This is a genomic window from Paenibacillus sp. CF095 (genome assembly GCF_900101225.1).
Lineage (GTDB): Bacteria > Bacillota > Bacilli > Paenibacillales > Paenibacillaceae > Paenibacillus.
The window spans coordinates 1134416-1153022 of sequence record NZ_FMZN01000001.1 but is presented as its reverse complement, the minus strand read 5'-3'; the positions used below and the strand labels follow the sequence as shown (position 1 = coordinate 1153022).

21 protein-coding genes are annotated in these 18607 nt (G+C 45.7%); 8 read left to right on the top strand and 13 right to left on the bottom strand.

Annotation, left to right across the window (positions count from 1 at the left end):
- Positions 1–28: 28 nt before the first annotated feature.
- From BLS69_RS05170 to BLS69_RS05150, 5 genes are read right to left on the bottom strand one after another with little or no spacing between them, the layout of a single operon-like run.
- Entirely contained in the window at positions 29–1330 is a 1302-nt protein-coding gene (locus BLS69_RS05170; RefSeq protein ID WP_091029069.1) for a hypothetical protein, read from the bottom strand.
- A gap of 21 nt (positions 1331–1351) precedes the next feature.
- Positions 1352–2086 carry a hypothetical protein gene (locus tag BLS69_RS05165; RefSeq protein WP_091029067.1) on the bottom strand — a complete coding sequence of 245 codons (735 nt, stop codon included), beginning with the start codon at positions 2084–2086 and terminating at the stop codon, positions 1352–1354.
- Positions 2087–2130: 44 nt separating this feature from the next.
- The gene (locus BLS69_RS05160; protein ID WP_091029065.1) at positions 2131–2691 is read right to left on the bottom strand and encodes a hypothetical protein; all 561 of its coding nucleotides are present in this window, start codon (positions 2689–2691) and stop codon (positions 2131–2133) included.
- A complete protein-coding gene (locus tag BLS69_RS05155) occupies positions 2688–3338 on the bottom strand; it encodes a hypothetical protein (RefSeq protein ID WP_091029063.1) in 651 nt (216 codons plus the stop codon). Before BLS69_RS05155 ends, BLS69_RS05160 begins: the two co-directional genes overlap by 4 nt.
- 46 nt (positions 3339–3384) lie before the next feature.
- Positions 3385–3993, bottom strand: a complete 609-nt coding sequence (locus BLS69_RS05150) for a hypothetical protein (RefSeq protein WP_091029062.1) — start codon at positions 3991–3993, stop codon at positions 3385–3387.
- Between the two features lie 279 nt (positions 3994–4272).
- Here BLS69_RS05150 and BLS69_RS05145 point away from each other — a divergent pair, with 279 nt between their 5' ends.
- Entirely contained in the window at positions 4273–5262 is a 990-nt protein-coding gene (locus BLS69_RS05145; protein WP_091029060.1) for a multicopper oxidase domain-containing protein, read from the top strand.
- Positions 5263–5319: 57 nt separating this feature from the next.
- A complete protein-coding gene (locus tag BLS69_RS05140) occupies positions 5320–6021 on the top strand; it encodes a Crp/Fnr family transcriptional regulator (protein WP_176872596.1) in 702 nt (233 codons plus the stop codon).
- A 208-nt stretch (positions 6022–6229) separates the two neighbouring features.
- Here the strand turns inward: BLS69_RS05140 and BLS69_RS05135 are convergent, their stop codons facing one another.
- Positions 6230–6952, bottom strand: a complete 723-nt coding sequence (locus tag BLS69_RS05135; RefSeq protein WP_091029055.1) for a ZIP family metal transporter — start codon at positions 6950–6952, stop codon at positions 6230–6232.
- A 177-nt stretch (positions 6953–7129) separates the two neighbouring features.
- On the opposite strand from BLS69_RS05135, the gene BLS69_RS05130 reads away from it, so the two are divergent.
- The 6 genes from BLS69_RS05130 (at position 7130) to BLS69_RS05105 (ending at position 10937) form a co-directional block, all read left to right on the top strand.
- Positions 7130–7831 carry a Crp/Fnr family transcriptional regulator gene (locus BLS69_RS05130; protein ID WP_091029053.1) on the top strand — a complete coding sequence of 234 codons (702 nt, stop codon included), beginning with the start codon at positions 7130–7132 and terminating at the stop codon, positions 7829–7831.
- 311 nt (positions 7832–8142) lie between these two features.
- Positions 8143–8376 carry a DUF2249 domain-containing protein gene (locus BLS69_RS05125; RefSeq protein WP_091029052.1) on the top strand — a complete coding sequence of 78 codons (234 nt, stop codon included), beginning with the start codon at positions 8143–8145 and terminating at the stop codon, positions 8374–8376.
- Between the two features lie 17 nt (positions 8377–8393).
- Entirely contained in the window at positions 8394–8768 is a 375-nt protein-coding gene (locus BLS69_RS05120; RefSeq protein WP_091029050.1) for a hypothetical protein, read from the top strand.
- On the top strand, positions 8755–9360 hold the full coding sequence (locus tag BLS69_RS05115; protein ID WP_091029049.1) for a DUF2249 domain-containing protein: 606 nt from the start codon (positions 8755–8757) through the stop codon (positions 9358–9360). The genes BLS69_RS05120 and BLS69_RS05115 overlap by 14 nt, the downstream gene beginning before the upstream one ends.
- Positions 9361–9373: 13 nt before the next feature.
- Positions 9374–10606 (top strand): YceK/YidQ family lipoprotein, encoded by a 1233-nt coding sequence (locus tag BLS69_RS05110; RefSeq protein WP_091029047.1) that lies wholly within the window; start codon positions 9374–9376, stop codon positions 10604–10606.
- A gap of 31 nt (positions 10607–10637) precedes the next feature.
- Complete coding sequence (locus BLS69_RS05105) at positions 10638–10937, top strand: metal-sulfur cluster assembly factor (RefSeq protein ID WP_091029045.1); 300 nt, start codon at positions 10638–10640, stop codon at positions 10935–10937.
- Positions 10938–11163: 226 nt separating this feature from the next.
- Here the strand turns inward: BLS69_RS05105 and BLS69_RS05100 are convergent, their stop codons facing one another.
- The 7 genes from BLS69_RS05100 to BLS69_RS05070 all read right to left on the bottom strand — a co-directional run bounded on the left by BLS69_RS05100 (position 11164) and on the right by BLS69_RS05070 (position 18437).
- On the bottom strand, positions 11164–11505 hold the full coding sequence (locus BLS69_RS05100; protein WP_091029044.1) for a cupin domain-containing protein: 342 nt from the start codon (positions 11503–11505) through the stop codon (positions 11164–11166).
- A gap of 142 nt (positions 11506–11647) precedes the next feature.
- Positions 11648–13609 carry an ABC transporter permease gene (locus BLS69_RS05095; RefSeq protein WP_091029042.1) on the bottom strand — a complete coding sequence of 654 codons (1962 nt, stop codon included), beginning with the start codon at positions 13607–13609 and terminating at the stop codon, positions 11648–11650.
- On the bottom strand, positions 13584–14354 hold the full coding sequence (locus BLS69_RS05090) for an ABC transporter ATP-binding protein (protein ID WP_091029040.1): 771 nt from the start codon (positions 14352–14354) through the stop codon (positions 13584–13586). The genes BLS69_RS05095 and BLS69_RS05090 overlap by 26 nt, the downstream gene beginning before the upstream one ends.
- 189 nt (positions 14355–14543) lie before the next feature.
- Complete coding sequence (locus BLS69_RS05085) at positions 14544–15542, bottom strand: sensor histidine kinase (RefSeq protein ID WP_091029039.1); 999 nt, start codon at positions 15540–15542, stop codon at positions 14544–14546.
- Positions 15539–16264, bottom strand: coding sequence for a response regulator transcription factor (locus BLS69_RS05080; RefSeq protein WP_091029037.1), 726 nt, complete (start codon positions 16262–16264; stop codon positions 15539–15541). Before BLS69_RS05080 ends, BLS69_RS05085 begins: the two co-directional genes overlap by 4 nt.
- An 83-nt stretch (positions 16265–16347) precedes the next feature.
- Positions 16348–17322: a diacylglycerol kinase catalytic domain-containing protein gene (locus BLS69_RS05075; protein WP_091034836.1), complete on the bottom strand. Its 975-nt coding sequence runs from the start codon at positions 17320–17322 to the stop codon at positions 16348–16350.
- A gap of 71 nt (positions 17323–17393) precedes the next feature.
- Positions 17394–18437 (bottom strand): SPFH domain-containing protein, encoded by a 1044-nt coding sequence (locus BLS69_RS05070; protein WP_091029036.1) that lies wholly within the window; start codon positions 18435–18437, stop codon positions 17394–17396.
- Positions 18438–18607 lie beyond the last annotated feature (170 nt).

Below are 18607 nucleotides of genomic sequence, written 5' to 3'. Positions count from 1 at the left end.
TCACCCCTAACTAGGTCAAAATGCTAACTCACCAGCACAGAGGTTCTTCTCCACACCACAACACATATCGCTCCAGCTCACGAAGAGTGCCTGTACCAATCCCGTACTCGTCCATTTCTTTGGAACGAAGATCGAGCACATGCAGCATGCCACCATACGTGCCAACTGCAAGTTTGGACTGTTCCGGCGATACGGCGAGAGAATAGATGGTACTTCCTACAAAATGACGCCATACTTCCTCACCCTCGCCATTCACACAATACAGATAACCATATGCATCCCCAAACACCATTCCCGCCTCTATTTCCACCGCTGCATACACTCGTGCATTCTCATCCATGACCGGCCAATCTTCCTTCGTTTCGTTACCTGCGATAGATTCCAGCGGAACCTGTATCGTTACCCCGTTATAGAAATGACATGCGTTAAACCAGACGGTTTGGTTATCACTGGTGAATGCTGCATAATGAGGGTAGCTCGATTCTGGATAGAGAGAGTATGTCTTGTTCAGTTGGCGGTCCATCACCATATGATTGCTCCCTTGGCTACCATATGCTATCCATCGACCATCCCGGGATACCGCTGCATGTCCCATGTCTAACTGTGTATCCTCTAGCTCATACTCTTCGATCTCTGCCAGATCGGGATGAAGCAAGGTCACCTGAGCCTGTGTGACGAGATATATCCCGTATCGTGAATGGATGAGTAGTGCTTTGCCTTCATCCATAGGTATAAGTCCTTCAAGTGTCCATTCGGGATGCTCACAATCCGCAAGTGATTCAATCCGAGGTAAGGAAGACTGTATCCGGGATTGAATATCTTCCCAACGATATGTCGCTATCTCCTGTCCTTCCAACCTGCGATCTGGCTGACGAATAATACGAATCCCTTCCGGTCCTGCAAGCGCATAGTCCAATCCGTCTGATGAGCAACCTGCAAAAGTATACGGAGAAATCAACTGCCATCCGTGCTGATCCATCGTATAGATCTGACCATTCTCCGTGAAGATACCCGTATTACACACACACGTCTCTTCGTTCAGATAACCTACAACATTGACCGCTTGCATGGAAGCCTGAAACGCCTCGCTCAATGGCCACGTCGCTGCTGGCAACTCACGTCGAAGCACCTCCAAGTCACCGTGGAGATTGGCCTGTCTCACCATATGGAATACTTCAGTACTCATATCGCTCCTGGAATCGTCCTTCAGCTCGGATTCATCTGGTTGCTCTCCCTCCATGCCTTTCCGTACAAATGCATTGACATCCCTTGCATAACGCTTGCCTTCATTACGCCATTGTTCCGCGATGTCCTCTTTTAACCAACTCATAGGTTCTCCTCCACTCTAGCCCTATTCATATGCCGTACAATGATGTGCCTGCAAAAACAGACTGATATCGTTATCTGTCGCCTCCTCCGCACCGTTTTTTTCTTCATAGAACAGGGCAACTTCTCTCCCATTTGCATAGTTAAAACGTACATATCCTCCCATCGACGCCATAAACAGCTTGCACATGTACTCATTCTCCAACACAGCGTCCCACTTAAATTCCGTTTTGCATGTATCGGCCAGTTCCTTCATGGAGCTTCCCTGTCCCGTCCCTGTAAAATGATAAAATGCGTGCTTACGCAGCTCATTCCACGGTTCAAAATAAAGTGGCGTTATCGGTTTATCCTGATGGTAATACCCACAATAGATCCGGTCCAGCGTTACGCCAAATTCAGTCTTCGGGCATGCCCATAAGGTGATATGTTCATTATGACGCGGTAGCCACAACAGCCCCTCAACTTCCGGATGAACAGCAAGGAAATCTCCATCTACAGAACTGCCGATGGTGATGCACTGCGCAAGTTGATGCTGACATATAGGCGATTCATCCGTATGTATCCAAAAATCATATTCAACAAAAGGCTTCAGCACTTCCGTGTCCGGTCTTTGCACATTCATCCAGCCTGTGTAGGTGCCTTCCCCGTATTGTTCAATCCAGGTACGGTATGACAAAGGTAGCGAGATGGCGTGTTGTTGTTCAAAGTGATCCATTTCCTCTGCTGGAACCGGCTTAAGTGCACGGGATACGATATACATTTGTCGACATCTCCCATCTCAGTTTGGTTCATTCGTATACAGATCTAAGCCAGTTCTTCCTGTACAATGTCAGTCCATACCCCTTTACGATTCAGAATACGAATGGCGAACGCATCATATCCATCACGTTTGACCTGATCAAAATCCATGCGCTCTCCCGTAATCAGTTCATACGTACCATGCTCATCTACATCTTCGCCAAACTCATCATCCCAAGGCACATTGTAGTAGGCCGTCAACTCTACCTCAAAGATGTCCTCTCCTTCAACATCCAGATAAGGGCGAAGTGGTCTGTCATGTAGTGCTTCTTCCGAATAAGTCTCACATAACATGGCATCATATCCGTGCTTAGCGGCATCAATGATCAGGTAGCGTTCACCCGTGACGGTATGCTCCGCATATACAAGAAGCGGTGTCGAATCATGCCAGGTAATCAGATCATCATCCGTCAAGTCACCATAATAAAAAATATGGAATTTATCATGACCATCACTCGTTTGAAGTTTGCCTTTCCACTCCACTTCCTCGGACTTTATGTCCTCTTCCTTCTTTGTTAAACCTTCCAGATAAGCAGGTCCGTGTTGCACACCATACGCATTCATCATCTCGCCTCCGATTTGTTCATTCGAATGGTAACCACTTTGTGTTCCTCATCCACCGTCAGTTTCACATCAATGTTAAGCTTGTCGCGAAATAACGCCGTAATATTGATATACGGATCGCGGGCAGCTTCGCTACTACCGCCACTATTACGGCTCATTCCCTGATGAATGATGGACTTCACCAATTCGTTATCCGCTTTGCCGGTATTATCGTAGGTGTAGATCACCTGCCCATCCTGATCATACAGATTTAAGACCGTTGTAAAATCATTGGCGTTCTCATACTTTCTTTCAGTCTGCACATAGTTGTGATCCGTATGTTGATAGTTTACAGTACCATCCAGATACGGATTGTCCCCACCGGGCTTCACTTCATATTCCCGATAGGCCAGATTAAACAGGTATTGGAGATGACTCATGTCGATCCGGTAATAAAACTGACGGTTATCCTCTTGTTTATCCATCGCTGCAAAACTGTTAATAAGCGGCCAAGCCCCATAGGACTCACCATTAACATCAACCGCGAGAGCATAGTCAGATAAGACTGTCTCTTTTTGAAATATGCCATAAGTCTGTAAAATAAAATAAGCCGGAATCATCAACATCCCCAGAATGATTGCAAAAATACTAAGTTTAAATCGTAGTTTCATGTCTTCTCTCCCTTGCAGCTTTAACGCTTCATCTTATCTTTCAGTCTCATCCAGTCTTATGCTGAAGCTTGGACAGTGTACGCACAACCATATCCCTGTTCTTCGCATCCTTAATATAAGCCGGAATACTATGTGAAGCTGTTCTTAAAGGCATATTTACAGGTTTCTCACGCAGATCTGCGGAAACATAAGCAATGAGATAATTCAGGTGCTCCCGATTCACAGCCCATATGATTTTTCCTCTGAACTCATCCAGGAAGTATAGTTCCAACCCGAATACAGGATCTTTCCCTGCACGAATCTCGGAAAAACACCTTCCGTATGTCGATTTGGCATGTAATTCAACCTGATTAACAGCACCACAATGCGGACATTCCACATGCGTTGATCGGTGAGAAGTCTTCTTCCCGTCTGTGACTTCCACGTTAAACCAACGTTCACATACAGCACAATTCCCCTTGGCCTTATATTGATACACCGGTTCTTCAAGCGCTTGAGCGTAACAATCGAAACATTTCCATCCCAGTTGATCTTTACCTTGTTCAATAGATGCGTGTCCTCCGCATTTTGGACATTTCACATCAACCCGCTCGCCCCGACGAAGTACCGAATAGAAACTGTACTTATACGCACCTTCATCTTCGAAACGTTTCATTCCGTATCCACCTTTCTTCTGAAACTACGATATACACGGCGTCAAAATACTCAACATTTACCAATCCATCTCTCTAAAATTATATGAAACTCCGTTCCTCAGCACAAGAATTGAAGGCAGATTGTTGGAAATACCTCTAATACGACATACCCAAGTGTGTGCCTCATCACACCCGTCCCCACCTCAATAACGTAATCTATAACTAAATAACTACTGAAATGAAAGAAAACCTGCTTTTTAGATTGTGAAAAACATCACTTGATTGAAGGTTGTGCAACTATGTTTTCCTTACTGAATGTATATAAATGGTCACTCGTATTCGCCATATTTACAGCAACTCTCTCTCACTGTAGTACAACCGATACGGTTAAACCTGTTAACCACGATGAAGTCTCCCTCTCTGCGGTCAGTCAACCCCCGGTGGACCCGATCATTCGCAGAGAAGGTACTACGGTATATATTGAAATGACGGCTCAGGTTACAGATATCGAAATCTCCGAAGGCGTAATCTACAACGCTTGGACATTTAATGGTACCGTTCCCGGACCCGTCCTACGAGTGACCGAGGGAGATACCTTGGTGTTCACGTTGAAGAATAAAGATTCCAGCCTGCCTCACTCCATGGATTTTCACGCTGTACATGCTGCTCCAAGCAGAAAATTTATTGATGTTATGCCAGGCGAGGAAGGCACCTTCACTTACCCAACCTCCTCACCCGGTGTATTCATGTATCACTGTGGAACCAAACCGGTCCTTGCCCATATCGCGAACGGGATGTACGGCATGATTATTGTGGAACCCAAGGCTGGGTACCCTTCTGATCACTTGGTAGTTCGTGAGTATATCCTTGTTCAGAGTGAATGGTATAAGGAGCACGACTACGAAGCTTTTTTGAACGGAGAACCGGATTATGTCGTATTTAACGGCAATGACTATGGATTAGTAAAACATCCCCTGCTAGCCAAAGTAGGAGATACGGTTCGGATCTATGTCAGTAATGCTGGACCCAATGAAGTCTCATCCTTCCACGTTGTAGGTACAATTATGGACCGTGTGTATACCGATGGAAATCCACGCAACATCCAGTATGGAATACAGACCGTCATGCTTCCCGCAAGTGGTGGAGCTGTCGTAGAGTTTACCGTGACCGAAGAAGGTGATTATGCGATTGTAACCCATCAGTTCAACCATGTAGCCAAAGGAGCTGCCGCTGTTCTGCGTGTGACCAAGGATGGTACTGATCATGGTGCAACTGCCATGTCTCACTGAGACATGGCAATAGATAATGGCTATACCCATTCTGAACAATTTCGAGGTGATGAAACGATGATCTGTGAGCACGAAGCCAATGATGCCTGTTTCTCCAAAGTATCTCTGTTCCAGCATCTAGATCCATCCGAAGCTGAATTGTTGATCTCCCTTTTGCATACCCACAAATATAACAAAGGTGAAGTTGTCGTCCATGAGGGCGAACGCTCAGATACGCTTTACGTGGTTCATCAGGGATGTGTGAAGTTATCCAAATACAATGAAAGTGGCAAGGAACATATTATGCGGTTTCTGTTTCCCGGAGATTTCTTCGGACAAGATTCACTGTTACACCAAAAACCACATGCTGCAAACGCTGAAGTTCTGGAGCCTTCGGCCATCTGCTCCATCAACAAACATGACTTCGACCAGTTGCTTGAACATGATCCAAAGCTTGCTTATCATTTCCTGCTTGCCATTTCCAATCTTCTCCGTGAAACTGATGAATGGAACAGCTCGCTTAGTGCGATGACAACGGAACAGAAGATTGCCAAGCTGCTGTTGTTCTTCCATACCCAGAATCATGCAAAACATGAGATCCGCTTGCCTGTTTTCAAAAAAGATATGGCTCTATTGCTTGGTATCACACCAGAGACGCTTAGTCGTAAACTCGCCATGATGCAAACTCAGGGACTTCTTCAGGTTACAGGGAACTGCATTCTTATTCTTCAACTGGAACAGCTTAGGGAAAGAATTGAACCGCCTGCCCGAATTCAATAAATTAGGTAAGGAAAATTGCGAATGCGGAGGAAGCTGTTTTGGCAAAAAAAGAGTATCCGATCAGAAGCCACTCTGTTCGGATACTCTTTTTATATAAATTCAACTCAGATTTACACAAAAACGGAAAGGACAGAAATAAGCTGAGGAAGCGAAGCGTGCGCCTTAAAGCTTTCTGAAAGAAAGCTGCATCGAAAGCTTATTCTCTCATCTACAGATCGAGCAACAGCGACACAAGCAATCCCATGGATGCAATCAAACCCACTACAGGCCCACCCTCTTCAAAGGCCTCCGGCATCATCGTTGAGCAGATCATGGCAATGATTCCACCACCTGCAAATGCACCAATCGCTGCACCCATCTCCTCTGGAAGCTGTTCCAGAAACAGATATCCGCCCAGTGCTGCAAGCGCGGAGATCAACAGTACACTCATCCACATCAATATGATTTTGCCACGACTGTACTTGCCTTGTAGTCCAACCGTACTAGACAGACCTTCAGGAATGTTGCTGACAAAGATTGATACTACCAGAACCACACTGACACCGTTTCCGGCCAGCAAGCTGGCTCCAAGCATGATGGATTCCGGGATAGCATCCATTACCGTGCCTGCAAAGATTCCAAGCCCGCTTTGATTCGAGTCTCCCGACTTTGCCGATCGTTTACGCCCCGCCCCTCCCTTTGCAGAAACGAGCAGGTCAAACAGGGTGTACACGACAGCACCCGCCGTAAATCCAATGGCTGTAGGTATAATTCCTCCATCATTCAGCGCATCTCCGAGAAGTTCAAAGGTCGCTGCACCAATTAATGTTCCTGTCCCAAAAGCCATAATCCAACCAATAACTCGTTTGGGAATCTTCAGAAACAATGCTGCGAGTGCGCCAATGACTACCGCTGAGGCAGAGATGCCGCCCCACATGAATGCAGTCCACATCCGGGCCGACCCCTCTCTTGTTCAATCATATTCTATCATTCCATTAACCCTGGTTGAGCAATCAAAAACAGTGATATGGCTTTACGGTGATCTATATCACCTGATGTGTTCAAAAATCACGCTATGATACAATGATGTCGTCGTTCAGAAATATGAACACAGAGAGGAGAGATTCTCATGAGTAGGGTAAACAAAGATACAACAGCGGAGTTTCTACAACAGTTTCCCATCTTCCAGGACCTTAGCCCCGAGGAATTAAAGCAAGTCGAAGATATCGCCATTTCCAGAAGCATTCAGAAGAAATCAGTTATTTTCAGCGAAGGAAGCGAAAAGGAAGCTGTCTTTTTCATCCGTACGGGCATTGTAAAGGCCTATAAAACCGATGAGAACGGGCATGAACAGATCGTCTCTTTCCTCAAAACAGGAGATATGTTTCCACACACCGGCTTTTTTAATGCGTACCCTTACCCGGCTACCGCAGAAGCCATTACCCCTACCGTACTACTAGCCATACCTGTCCGACTTTTCGAACGATTAATGCTGAGCACACCTTCCATTGCGATCAAAATTATGCGTGTACTCGGTGACAAAATAAGAGAATTACAGGATAAATTGCAGGTGCTTTCTGGTCAGGATGTACGCAATCGTGTGCTTTCCTTCCTCCTTATGCTCGCAGAGCAGCACGGACAGACACATGGAGACCAAGTTATCATCAACCTGCCCATGACACATCAGGAGTTTGCCAATTCCATTGGTACAACAAGAGAAACAGCAAATCGGCTTTTAAACCAGCTTACAAAAGAGAATTTGCTCGAAGTGGATCGCAACCGGATTATCATTCATGATTTGCAAGCTTTGAAGCAACAAAGGGATGCGTGACCACCCTGTCTGTACTCCTAACTATACTGTTTTCTCTCCCCTGCTCTTACACTAAACTGTGTGTGCACAAAGAGACCTTAACACTCGTAATCCATGTTAAGGTCTCTTTGTATATACACAATTCCCTATACATGTGTCCATCTACTGTGCGTTTGGACTTATTCATGTCCCTCTTTCCATACAGAGAATTCATTCAAATAAGGCGAGTCTATGACATTAAATAAGGTGTGAGCAGGCTCACACAGCCCTATCCTCACGTTTTCTATAATCAAATTGTACCACCACACTATCCCTATTTGGAGGAATGACACATGAACACATACACAGCAACCATTAATGCCACGGAGTATCCACCGCATTTGAAACATAAAGTTATTTTCGAAACGTTTGATCAGTTGCAACCACAGGAATCCATGCTGCTCATTAACGATCACGATCCAAAACCCCTTCGATTCCAGTTCCAGTCCACACATCCCGATGGCTTCAACTGGGAGTATATTGAGCAAGGCCCTACAACCTTCCAGGTCAAAATCAGCAAATTATAGATTGGAGCTGGCCCGCTATGGCGCACGTTGAAATCATTGACGATACTAAACTTCGCATCACGCTGCGGCTGGAAGACGCCACAACCATGGTTCAAACGGCGCAGCGGGAGCAAGCGGAATATGCGCAAGAGATTATCACCATTTACGAAAAAATGCCTGTATTCGAATATACTCATTTCTGTTTTTACGCCTATGACAGTGCAAGACTTTTTGAGCGTGTGCTCGGGATGGACCCAAAAGCCTATCTGTCCTTCTCCCTCGATGCGCCGGAGTCATTCTTCTATGCGCTGTACGGTGGAATGGCCGCCCTGTATGAATCATCTCTGCAGTTGGTACAACAGGCGAATGTAGCTAGTGCAGGATCGGATGTGAACGCACATGTCTCCATCTGATGTCCATATTGTTGAATTGGATGTGCGTCCTCATCTGAGTAAAAAGTTGGAGCCGTTTCAACTGATCATGGACACGGTCAAAGGCCTTCAGCATGAAGATGTATTTGTACTACACGCTCCATTCAAACCAACGCCCCTGCTCGGTATTCTCAAGCTGAAAGGATACTCCAGCACATCGGAACGAAAAGGTTCAGATCACTGGGTTACCACGTTTGTGCACAAAAAAAATAAAACCGGTGACAAAGCATTATCTTCAATAGTTTTATCTGGATCGGAAGTCGATTCTGAGCCCGGTTCAGACGAAGAATCAGCTTCATGCAAAGGCCATCCAGAGGAGCAAGCTGTTGCGATTGAAAACTTTGAATCCCTACAGGCGCCCACCGTGATACTGGACAATCGCGGATTGGAACCGCCACAACCCATGATGCGAACACTTGCCGCACTGGAACGTTGCAAACCTGGGGAAGTCGTACTGATTCATAATGACCGTGTGCCAGTCTTCTTGATTGAAGAGTTAAATAATCTCGGTTGCCCCTTCACGGTTGAGGATCAAGCTGATGGTACGGCCAAAGTGAGAATTGAAAAAGGGTAAGGAGGCAAAAGCCATGTCCAGGTTGCCGTTTCTTTTTATCATCACGGGCATCTTTGGATTTGTAATGTATCACGCATTCTCCCTGCTCTCCCTGACAGGCTGGCTTGGTGATGAACTCAGAGGACCCGAAGGCTGGTTTCATGTCCATCTGTTTGTGCTCGGGTGGGCAACCATGCTGGCTATGGGTGCCGTTTATCAGTTGATACACGTTATTTTGCAATCCAATATCTATAGTCTGTTCCTCGGTTATTGTCATTACTTCTTGTTCACGACTGGAATAACGGGCATGTTATACGGCTTCATTCGGGCAGATGTCAGCTGGATTGCCGCTTCTGCCACACTTGCACTATCGGGCATATTATTCTTTGGCTGGAACATGACCGTCACCCTTTTCCGAGCTTCACAATGGAACCCTGTGACGATTAGCGCCGCCTGCGCCTGTCTTTATCTTGTGTTAACCGGGTTATCCGGCATGCTGATGGGGTTGAATTTTGCCTTTGGTGATTGGAACGGTCTACATGAACGCTTATTCGGCGCACATATCTGGATGGGTACACTCGGCTGGTTTGGCATGTTGATTACCGGATTCAGTTACAAAATGCTTCCGATGTTCTACTTGTCCCACGATTATTCCATTCGACTGCAAAAAGTGGTCTTGGTTCTGTGGAATGCAGCTGTAGTTACAGGCGTTGTCGCATTTCTGACTGGGTTGAAGGGAGGCTTACTCTGGTTTGCGCTCTTGCTTCTAACCGCAACCCTTCTCTTCTATGTGTATCACTTGGAGCAAATTCAGGAGAAACGGCACAAAAGTAACCCAGGTCCGGGCATTCGCTGGTCTGTGTATGTAAGCCGTGCGTTGGCTGTATATGCTGTTGCCCTATTGATCTATTCTGCACAAGGGATCGACCTGCTGCTCCATCCGCGTGTTGTTCTGCTGTCTGGATGGGTATATCTCGGGGGTTGGGTGCCTCTCACCATACTTGGCTATGCCTCCAAAATCGTGCCTTTTCTGTGGTGGACCCACAAATACGGTAAGCAAGCAGGCAGACCCGGAACACCGCTGATGGCAAGTATGCTGAGTGAACGCGATGTGAATTGGGGTATGCTCGCTATGGTCGCTGGAAGCCTTCTGCTTGTCAGTGGAATTCTGATTAATCTGGCAGAGGTCATGATGGTTGGAGGAACGATATTATCTATCGTATCCATCGTTTATATCGCAAATATAGCTTTGGTATTCAGACGTTAATGTTAATAAAATGGACTGGAGAGTGAACAGGATGGAACAAACCACGCATTTGCTTGAATGTCTCAAGGAAGTATATGATCCTGAATTAGGTGTTAATATCGTTGACCTAGGTCTGGTATATGAAGTAAGGGAAGAGCCTGAACGGGTATATATACGGATGACGCTGACGACACCAGGTTGTCCGTTACACGATACGATTGTTGGTGCAGTGAAATGGGTTTTGCAGGAAAATACAAATAAGACCGATATTGATGTACAAGTGGTGTGGGAGCCACAATGGTCTCCACAGCTGATGTCGAATGAAGCCAAAGAAATGCTGGGATACTACTAGGCAGAATGAACAGTGACGGATGAATGAACAAATTGCTGTCGGAATACGAAAAAGCGTACTTAAGATCTGATACTCTCAGACCCAGGTATGCTTTTTGTTTGCTATGAGAACCACACTTGGTCAAGGCACTTTTGAATAAAAAATAAATAAGGAAACTCCAGAATAGAGTTTCCCTTATATTAGTGCCGATCAGTGAATCATTATATCGATTCCTTGATATTAGATGTTAGATGTCCTTTGCATAGGATGCTGCTGGCACTTTGTTTAACACCACGAACAAACGAACTTCCTGATCTCCTGAATTATGGAATGCGAACTCCACCTCACCGCCGCAATGGATCACATCCTCTTGTTTCACCGCTTGTTCTTTTCCATCCAGAATAAGTGTGCCTGTGCCTTCGACTACCAGTAAAATAACGTCTGTGCCCGGATGTTTATGAACGGGAAGCTGCTGTCCTGGCAGAAAATGAAGGACAAAGGTCACCCCACCACCTTGTTGGAATAAAACCCTTTTTGTAAAACGGTCCTCACTGAATGCTTTTGCTTCTTGCAATGACGTAATACTCATGTAATCGTCCTCCTCGATAATATCATCTGTTGATGCATTCATCTTAACGCAAGAAAGCCCGCGTTTCCTTGATCTGAATCAAGAAAATGCGGGCCATGAACAGATCATGGTCGATCCATATAATTATTCGTTTTCTGAATGTTTACACCATCATTTTGCGCAGAGAAGATATATATCTGGAACGGATAACAAAGAAATAAAACGTCTGTGCAAGCAGAAACGCACCAAATACAGTCAACACCGGAACCGTATAATTCGTAATTCCGAATTCAGACAGGAATGGCTTAACCACTACCAACGTTTCAATGATAGCTACCCCAATTGGTAAAAAGAACAGAATGGCAATCTGAACGGTGGATGATCGTTTCATCTCGTTGAAACTGAGACCCATTTTCGAAAGAGAATACACCATTTTCCCATCTGCTTCAAGATCGGTATGCAGTCTGAAATACAAAAAGCTTGCGGAAGAGATGGAGAAGATTAATCCGATAAATATGCCGAGAAAGGTAAAGAGTGCTGTACCCTGTCTGTATCTCTCAAAATCTCCATATCGAGTGGTCAGAAAGCCGGAGTAATTCTCATCCGAAGAAGCATTATCGCTTCGAATGGTATCTGCGGACAACAGAAGCTGATCGCTAACCATGGCTTCCGAGGAGTGCCGGTCAGGTACAGCATGACCCCATGCCGGAATCTGATAAAGAACTTTGCCAGATAACCTATTTGCATTGATATGTTGTGTGATCTCTTCAAACTCCTCATCTGGGAGAACGACTACACCTGTAGAATAGATCAAGGTTGCGAACCGTGGTTCTACATCCGTAGCTGTAACTCTTGCTTGCAATGAGCCATCCTCCAGATTCAGAGTCAAGGTGTCTCCTTCCGCATAATTGCGAAACCTGTTTCGATCGATCTGATCCTGATCCTTCTCATTACGGGAATCTACGAACAATACTGAGTCTGAATCCAATTGGAATGTCTTTTTTCCCAGGATTGTATTCAACCGGTTGTAGTGACTGAGGGGCATAACCGAGACAGCACTCTGATCCGCATCAGACCAGAAGTACTCCAGATACACTTGCTGATAATCCAAGCCTGCGGCTTGAAGTCTCGAATCAACGGCGCTCATATCCAATTGATCCGAAGGAGTGTACACATTGTATATGACTGGAAAATCGTTATTGGTAAACTGCTCCCGGTTCTCCTGATCTAGTGACAAAATTACAACTGCACTCATTGAAGCAATCGCAATCACCACGGTCACCATAAAGAGCATGCGGGCATTATCCTTCATTTTGTAACTCATCTCTGAGATCCATAACAGACGTGTACCATGCCATACCGTTTTACGATTACGCTTCAATAAACGAATGATGAGCACGGAAAGTTGTGAATAGAAAAAATACGTCCCGGCTATCCCTGTTACTGCTGCAAGCATGATTGTTCCGCCATTTAACCCGTTACGGAGTACCACAAAACCTACTGTAAGTAATGCAAAACCCAGAAGTGAGAAGAACCATGAAGCTTTGGGCTCTTTTTTAGGTTTGTTGGTTCCCGTCAAAAGTTCTAACGTCCGTTTGTTTCCGATAAAAAGTAATGTGAAGAGTGAAATGCAGAAGAATAATATCAAAAAGGCTCCTACTGTAATCAGAATGGCTTTGATCGGAAAATAAAAGGGCAGATCATCCATGCCAATAAAACGAGTAGTTAACATCAGAAACAGCTTCGACAACAACATGCCCCCGCCTATACCAACAATAATGGACAAACAGCCGATCAACATGTTTTCCAAAATGACCAATTTCCGAATCTGTGCGGGCTCTGCACCAAGTATGGTCAGAATACCAAACTCTTTGTTCCGTGATTTGAGAAAAGCACTGATAGAATACATGACAAAGAAAAATGCAAACACATACACGATAATTGAAGCGATCTGCATCCCGGTAGCAGTTGTGTCACCCATCGGCAACTCTTTCACATACGGATGATAGATGAACACCGCATAAGCGAAGAAAATCATGACCATAAACACACTGCTAAGAAAAAAAGCAATATACGCTCGCCCATTCCGGCGAATATTGTTAAACGCGAACTGAGGAAAGCTCATGTGAATTCCCTCCCCAGAAGGATAAAGTATCAATGATCCGCTGGAAAAACGTCTGTCGATTATCTCCGCGGTGCACCTCGGCTGCCAGTTTTCCGTCCTTGATGAACACGATGCGGTTACAATAACTTGCCGCAAGTGGGTCATGTGTGACCAACATAATGGTCGTTTTCTCCTGCTGGTTAATCTGTTCAAGTGACTCCATGACCGCTTGGGATGACGTAGAATCCAGGGCACCGGTTGGTTCATCCGCCAAAACAATCGAAGGCATATTAATCATGGATCTTGCAATGGCTGTGCGCTGTCGCTGTCCGCCCGAGATTTCGTAAACTCGTTTATCCAAAATGTGATCAATGCCAAGCCTGGTTGTAATACGATGAAGTCTGCTCTCCATCTCCTTCAGTTTGACCTTGTCCAGTGTCAATGGGAGTACAATATTCTCAGCAACCGTTAGCGTGTCCAACAGATTGAAATCCTGAAAGACAAATCCGAGTTCCCGACGCCGGAACATGGCAAGTTCCTTCTTTTTCATATCAAACGGATTCATGCCATTAATCAGAACCTTGCCTGAGCTGGGTTCATCAATGGTGGAAACCATGTTTAACAATGTAGTTTTTCCACTGCCCGACGGGCCCATAATACCCACAAACTCACCTTGTTTGATTGTCAGATGAATATCACTAAGGGCTTGAGTTTGCACTTTACCCTGATATACTTTGCTCAGTGCCGATACTTTTAACATTTCCATGTGTATTCCCCTCCGAATCTTTCATTCTATATACGTTATTTCTATTCTTATCCTAACGGACCTCCCGTAACGGTGCTATCGAATTACCTTAAACTTCCCTTACAGCGCGTTTAAGGTTCTGTTCCCCTGCCTCCTCTATCACACTCCTATGCATTAAAAAAAGCACCTCGCCCATGGGCAAAGCGCTCTTCACTTCGGATATTTCGATTGAACCCAGCTGAATCTGACCAATGTTCCCTCATTCGGCTCCGAAAACAACTCCACACGATTATCCAGTCGGGCACTGATCTCACGAACCAGATATAATCCCATTCCCGTGGATTCGTGGTATTGTCTGCCCCGTTCCCCTGTAAAATAGGGATTGAACACACGATGAATATCCTCCGATGAGATGCCGATTCCCTCATCCTGAATATCCAGGATTGTACGCTCTTCCAGCTTATAGCCGGTAATAATGACTTTTTTGCCTGATTTGCTATCGGAATAGTTCACGGCATTGGTCAGGATCTGGGTGAACATGAACCGCAGCCACTTGGAGTCACTGTAGATCTGAAGATCTTCCTCTATACGGATATCCGGCGTAATGCCTCTGCGTATAAACAAGCGTCGGTTCTCTGCAATGCTGCTTCGAAGCACCTCATGCAGGGACAGCAGCTCCACACGAAAATCCCCTTCAAACTGTTCAAGCCTTGATGAATGCAAGACCATTTCAAGTCCTTTGCGCATTTTATCCAGCTCATCTTGAATGCTACCAGCCGTCTTATCTTCCACATCTTCTAAGGTCAGTTGAATAATAGACAACGGTGTCTTCATCTGATGAACCCAGCGATTCATGAATACCACCTGCTGCTCCTTGCTAGTACGTAACTGACCTATCTCGTTCTGCCGATTACGCTCCAGTTCATGTAACAATTGCTGGACGGCCTCCGCCACAACCGAATTTCCAAGCGTTTGAAAGGGCTCGTTTACCAGTTTACGTGGTTGTTCAAGGAGATGATAATATGCTCGTAGCTGGAAGTAACGTATGATCAGATAGACCATCAGCACAACGGTACTGATCAGCATGCCATAAAGGACAATCTTCATCGGACGGCCCTCACCAGAGAGCCAATACACACATGGAACCAGCAACATCTGCAGCACATAAAATCCAACTAACATCTGGTGGTCTTTCAGGAAAAGTCTCATTTCCCTTTCCCTTTCCCTTTCCCTTGTGAGGACGAATCCAGATCCAACACACGATAACCCGCTCCGCGAACCGTCTCCAAAATCTCTTCTGCACCCAGCTCCTTCAACTTCCGGCGAACACGTGTAATATATACATTCAACGTATTATCATCAATAAAATGTTGATCTTCCCACATCTGTTCAAGTAATTTTTCCCGGCTGACCACTCGCCCTGCCTTCGCCATCAGCGCTTCCACCAGTATGGCTTCCTTCTGTGTCAGCTCTGTTAAGCGTTCATCATATTCCAATACGAATCGCTCAGGATAAAGGATCATCGGACCGTTCTTCACCTTTACCTCCTGCTGCACAGCAGCGTAAGAACCATAGGCTCTGCGCAGCTGACTGCGGACTTTGGCAAGAACGACTTCATATTGAAAAGGTTTTGTAATATAATCATCCGCCCCATGCTCCAACGCCATAATCTGATCCATACCACTATCCCGAGCGGATATGAATAAAATGGGACATATGGAATGTGTGCGTATCTGTCTGCACCAATAATAGCCATCGTATTGAGGCAAGTTCACATCCATCAGCACCAGATCCGGTTCCATCTTCACAAATTCATCCAGTACATGACGAAAATCATCTGTGACCTGTACCTGGAATCCATTTCGGGTCAGATAAGCCGCCAGCAATCCTGCTAGCTTGGCATCATCTTCAACCAACAATATTGACTGCATCGTTAACCCTCTTTCCGTTTCCTGACGTCAATGTATCACATCTAGTTACCCATTCTAGTCGGAAACGGTTTGGAAATAAAGGGTCAGACTACGAGACGCCCCCTCTTCTCTGCCAACCCAATAATAGCTTCTACCCCTGAGTTAAACTCAAGAAAGTCCTGCTCAACCCCATCGCTGAATATAACACCATCCTCTGGCATCTGGGATACAATGTGCAATGGTTGCTTTGAATGAATCTGTCCAAACACCAGATTGGCTGCTGTCGTCCGGCTCGGGAACGGTTCACGTACTGAAAAATATAAGTACGGCGCATCCCAGTTAAAATGATTCAACTCCTGCCTGCTTCCATGAATGGATGCGGATGCTGTAGCGACCTCAGCTTCGGAATTCATGTTCTGCCATGCCGCCGATCTTACAATGCCGGTAGCTCCCGCCAGCACACTTTTGAACCAGCCAGTCGATCCCATGCCTGTGGAGACAATGATGCCACTGGAAGATTGTTGTTCTGCGGATGAACCCAAACGCACTTCATAACGAGCCGATACATGTGTCTTCCGACCAATGAACAGATCGTTCACACCATATAGATACTGTCCATCATTGAGTTCCACTTTGGCGAGAGTGACTTCTTTCAAGGTTCGTTGCTTTCGAATGACATCTGGAACAATGAAGCTGAGATCCTCCACGGTAAAAGGTAATAATACCCCATCCCACCGCATCGGGTCCGGGTTCACACCAATGAGCGGCTGCTCGGTTACGTATTTGAGGGTGTTGGCTACAAGCCCATCCTGTCCGACCACAACCACGATATCCTGCTCTCCAAAGATAAAATTGGGTACATGTTCCCGATCAATCGTCTGTACACGACCCAACTGTCCCAGTTGCTGCTGTGCCTGCTGCACAGATAGCCGATAACGACGGTCTTCCTCCATATAATCACTGAAGTCTGCGCCCAGACGTTCAATATAGAACTGAGCTTGCTGTACCGTGTTATATCGAACCACCAGCTCTTCCAGTCTGGTCCGGCGTTTCACCAGAATCAGTTTATGTTCGCTCATTCGATCATCTGCCGCAGGCTGCTGACGTACAGATTTCCCTGCCTGCTCTGCTTGCTCTCTTCTTCCTAATCTCATCTCGCTCGACCTCCCTGATCTCTGCCCGGCGCGGGAGACATTAATCCCTGCAACAGATCCGGCGAGATATTAAGCTGTCCGATCTTGCCTGCATTTTCAGCCAGTTCCTGGAACGCGAGTGCGATCAGCTTATCGGAATTCATACCCATGTTTGCCATCGCTTGCAGTACATTTGGCTGTACATTTTGCAACGAATTCATCACGGCAGCAATCTCATACGCTTTGGCATCCGCTTCCGCATTGTGATTGGCAATGGTTAACTCAATCAGCTGCTGCTTACGTTCCTCCATCGCTGTATTGAACTGAAGCTGCTCCTGCTCCATCTCATTTTGTTTCTGTTTCACCGAGCGCTCAGCCTGCAATTGGGTCTCGCGAATTTGCTGTTTCTTTGTCTCTACGGCAATTTCGGTGTTCAGTTCGTTCTCTTTCACTCGTCTTTCCTGTTCAATAGATGCATTACGACGCACATAGAGCGCTTCATCTGCCTGACGTAAAATCTCTTCCCGCGCTTGGGCTTCCAATGCACGCATCGTTTCTTTATTAGGCAGAATGGCTAGGATGGATAGACTCATTAGCTCAACGCCCAGTTTCTCCAACTCTTCACTTTGTACAACTTCGCGTTTCATGCTGCTCGCCAGCCGTTCACTGGATTGAATGGCCTCCTTCAGCGGCATTTGCTCCAGATGTTTCTTGGTTAATACTTTCGCTGTGGTGATCACCCGTTGGTCCAGCTTGCCGGGGTCGTCGGAAATATACCGATTTTTGCGCAAATTGTACGTGTAATTCAGACTCTGGGTTATTTTCAAATAATCCACTATGCGATAGCTTAGCTGCCCTTGCACAGTAACCGTCTGATAGTCCGCTGTAATCTCTTCGAACATGAATGGTACATCCACCGAGGACACGGGTAGAACCACTACCGATGTGGTCGGCTCATAATAATAAAAGGACAATCCGACACCTTGACGTTGTATCTCACCATTTTTCACTTTCATGACATACTCACTGGGTTGAAATTTCGCAAATCGGAATCCAAACATGGCTCATTCCCCATTTCTTAATATTGTCGTTTTGATATTATCGAAATGATAACAAAAGAAAATGATATTGTCAATACGACATTAACAAATTGTTCATATGCCTATTTAGAGAAAACAGTAAAGTCTGATCCTCTCTTTTTTTTTCGCAAAATAAAGAGACCGAATCCCAT

Excerpts from the sequence above, each read along its gene's own strand:
- BLS69_RS05170 (WP_091029069.1), bottom strand. The coding sequence starts at position 1,330 with ATGAGTTGGTTAAAAGAGGACATCGCGGAACAATGGCGTAATGAAGGC.
- BLS69_RS05165 (WP_091029067.1), bottom strand. The coding sequence starts at position 2,086 with ATGTATATCGTATCCCGTGCACTTAAGCCGGTTCCAGCAGAGGAAATG.
- BLS69_RS05160 (WP_091029065.1), bottom strand. The coding sequence starts at position 2,691 with ATGATGAATGCGTATGGTGTGCAACACGGACCTGCTTATCTGGAAGGT.
- BLS69_RS05155 (WP_091029063.1), bottom strand. The coding sequence starts at position 3,338 with ATGAAACTACGATTTAAACTTAGTATTTTTGCAATCATTCTGGGGATG.
- BLS69_RS05150 (WP_091029062.1), bottom strand. The coding sequence starts at position 3,993 with ATGAAACGTTTCGAAGATGAAGGTGCGTATAAGTACAGTTTCTATTCG.
- BLS69_RS05145 (WP_091029060.1), top strand. The coding sequence starts at position 4,273 with ATGTTTTCCTTACTGAATGTATATAAATGGTCACTCGTATTCGCCATA.
- BLS69_RS05140 (WP_176872596.1), top strand. The coding sequence starts at position 5,320 with ATGATCTGTGAGCACGAAGCCAATGATGCCTGTTTCTCCAAAGTATCT.
- BLS69_RS05135 (WP_091029055.1), bottom strand. The coding sequence starts at position 6,952 with ATGTGGACTGCATTCATGTGGGGCGGCATCTCTGCCTCAGCGGTAGTC.
- BLS69_RS05130 (WP_091029053.1), top strand. The coding sequence starts at position 7,130 with ATGAGTAGGGTAAACAAAGATACAACAGCGGAGTTTCTACAACAGTTT.
- BLS69_RS05125 (WP_091029052.1), top strand. The coding sequence starts at position 8,143 with ATGAACACATACACAGCAACCATTAATGCCACGGAGTATCCACCGCAT.
- BLS69_RS05120 (WP_091029050.1), top strand. The coding sequence starts at position 8,394 with ATGGCGCACGTTGAAATCATTGACGATACTAAACTTCGCATCACGCTG.
- BLS69_RS05115 (WP_091029049.1), top strand. The coding sequence starts at position 8,755 with ATGTCTCCATCTGATGTCCATATTGTTGAATTGGATGTGCGTCCTCAT.
- BLS69_RS05110 (WP_091029047.1), top strand. The coding sequence starts at position 9,374 with ATGTCCAGGTTGCCGTTTCTTTTTATCATCACGGGCATCTTTGGATTT.
- BLS69_RS05105 (WP_091029045.1), top strand. The coding sequence starts at position 10,638 with ATGGAACAAACCACGCATTTGCTTGAATGTCTCAAGGAAGTATATGAT.
- BLS69_RS05100 (WP_091029044.1), bottom strand. The coding sequence starts at position 11,505 with ATGAGTATTACGTCATTGCAAGAAGCAAAAGCATTCAGTGAGGACCGT.
- BLS69_RS05095 (WP_091029042.1), bottom strand. The coding sequence starts at position 13,609 with ATGAGCTTTCCTCAGTTCGCGTTTAACAATATTCGCCGGAATGGGCGA.
- BLS69_RS05090 (WP_091029040.1), bottom strand. The coding sequence starts at position 14,354 with ATGGAAATGTTAAAAGTATCGGCACTGAGCAAAGTATATCAGGGTAAA.
- BLS69_RS05085 (WP_091029039.1), bottom strand. The coding sequence starts at position 15,542 with ATGAGACTTTTCCTGAAAGACCACCAGATGTTAGTTGGATTTTATGTG.
- BLS69_RS05080 (WP_091029037.1), bottom strand. The coding sequence starts at position 16,264 with ATGCAGTCAATATTGTTGGTTGAAGATGATGCCAAGCTAGCAGGATTG.
- BLS69_RS05075 (WP_091034836.1), bottom strand. The coding sequence starts at position 17,322 with ATGAGCGAACATAAACTGATTCTGGTGAAACGCCGGACCAGACTGGAA.
- BLS69_RS05070 (WP_091029036.1), bottom strand. The coding sequence starts at position 18,437 with ATGTTTGGATTCCGATTTGCGAAATTTCAACCCAGTGAGTATGTCATG.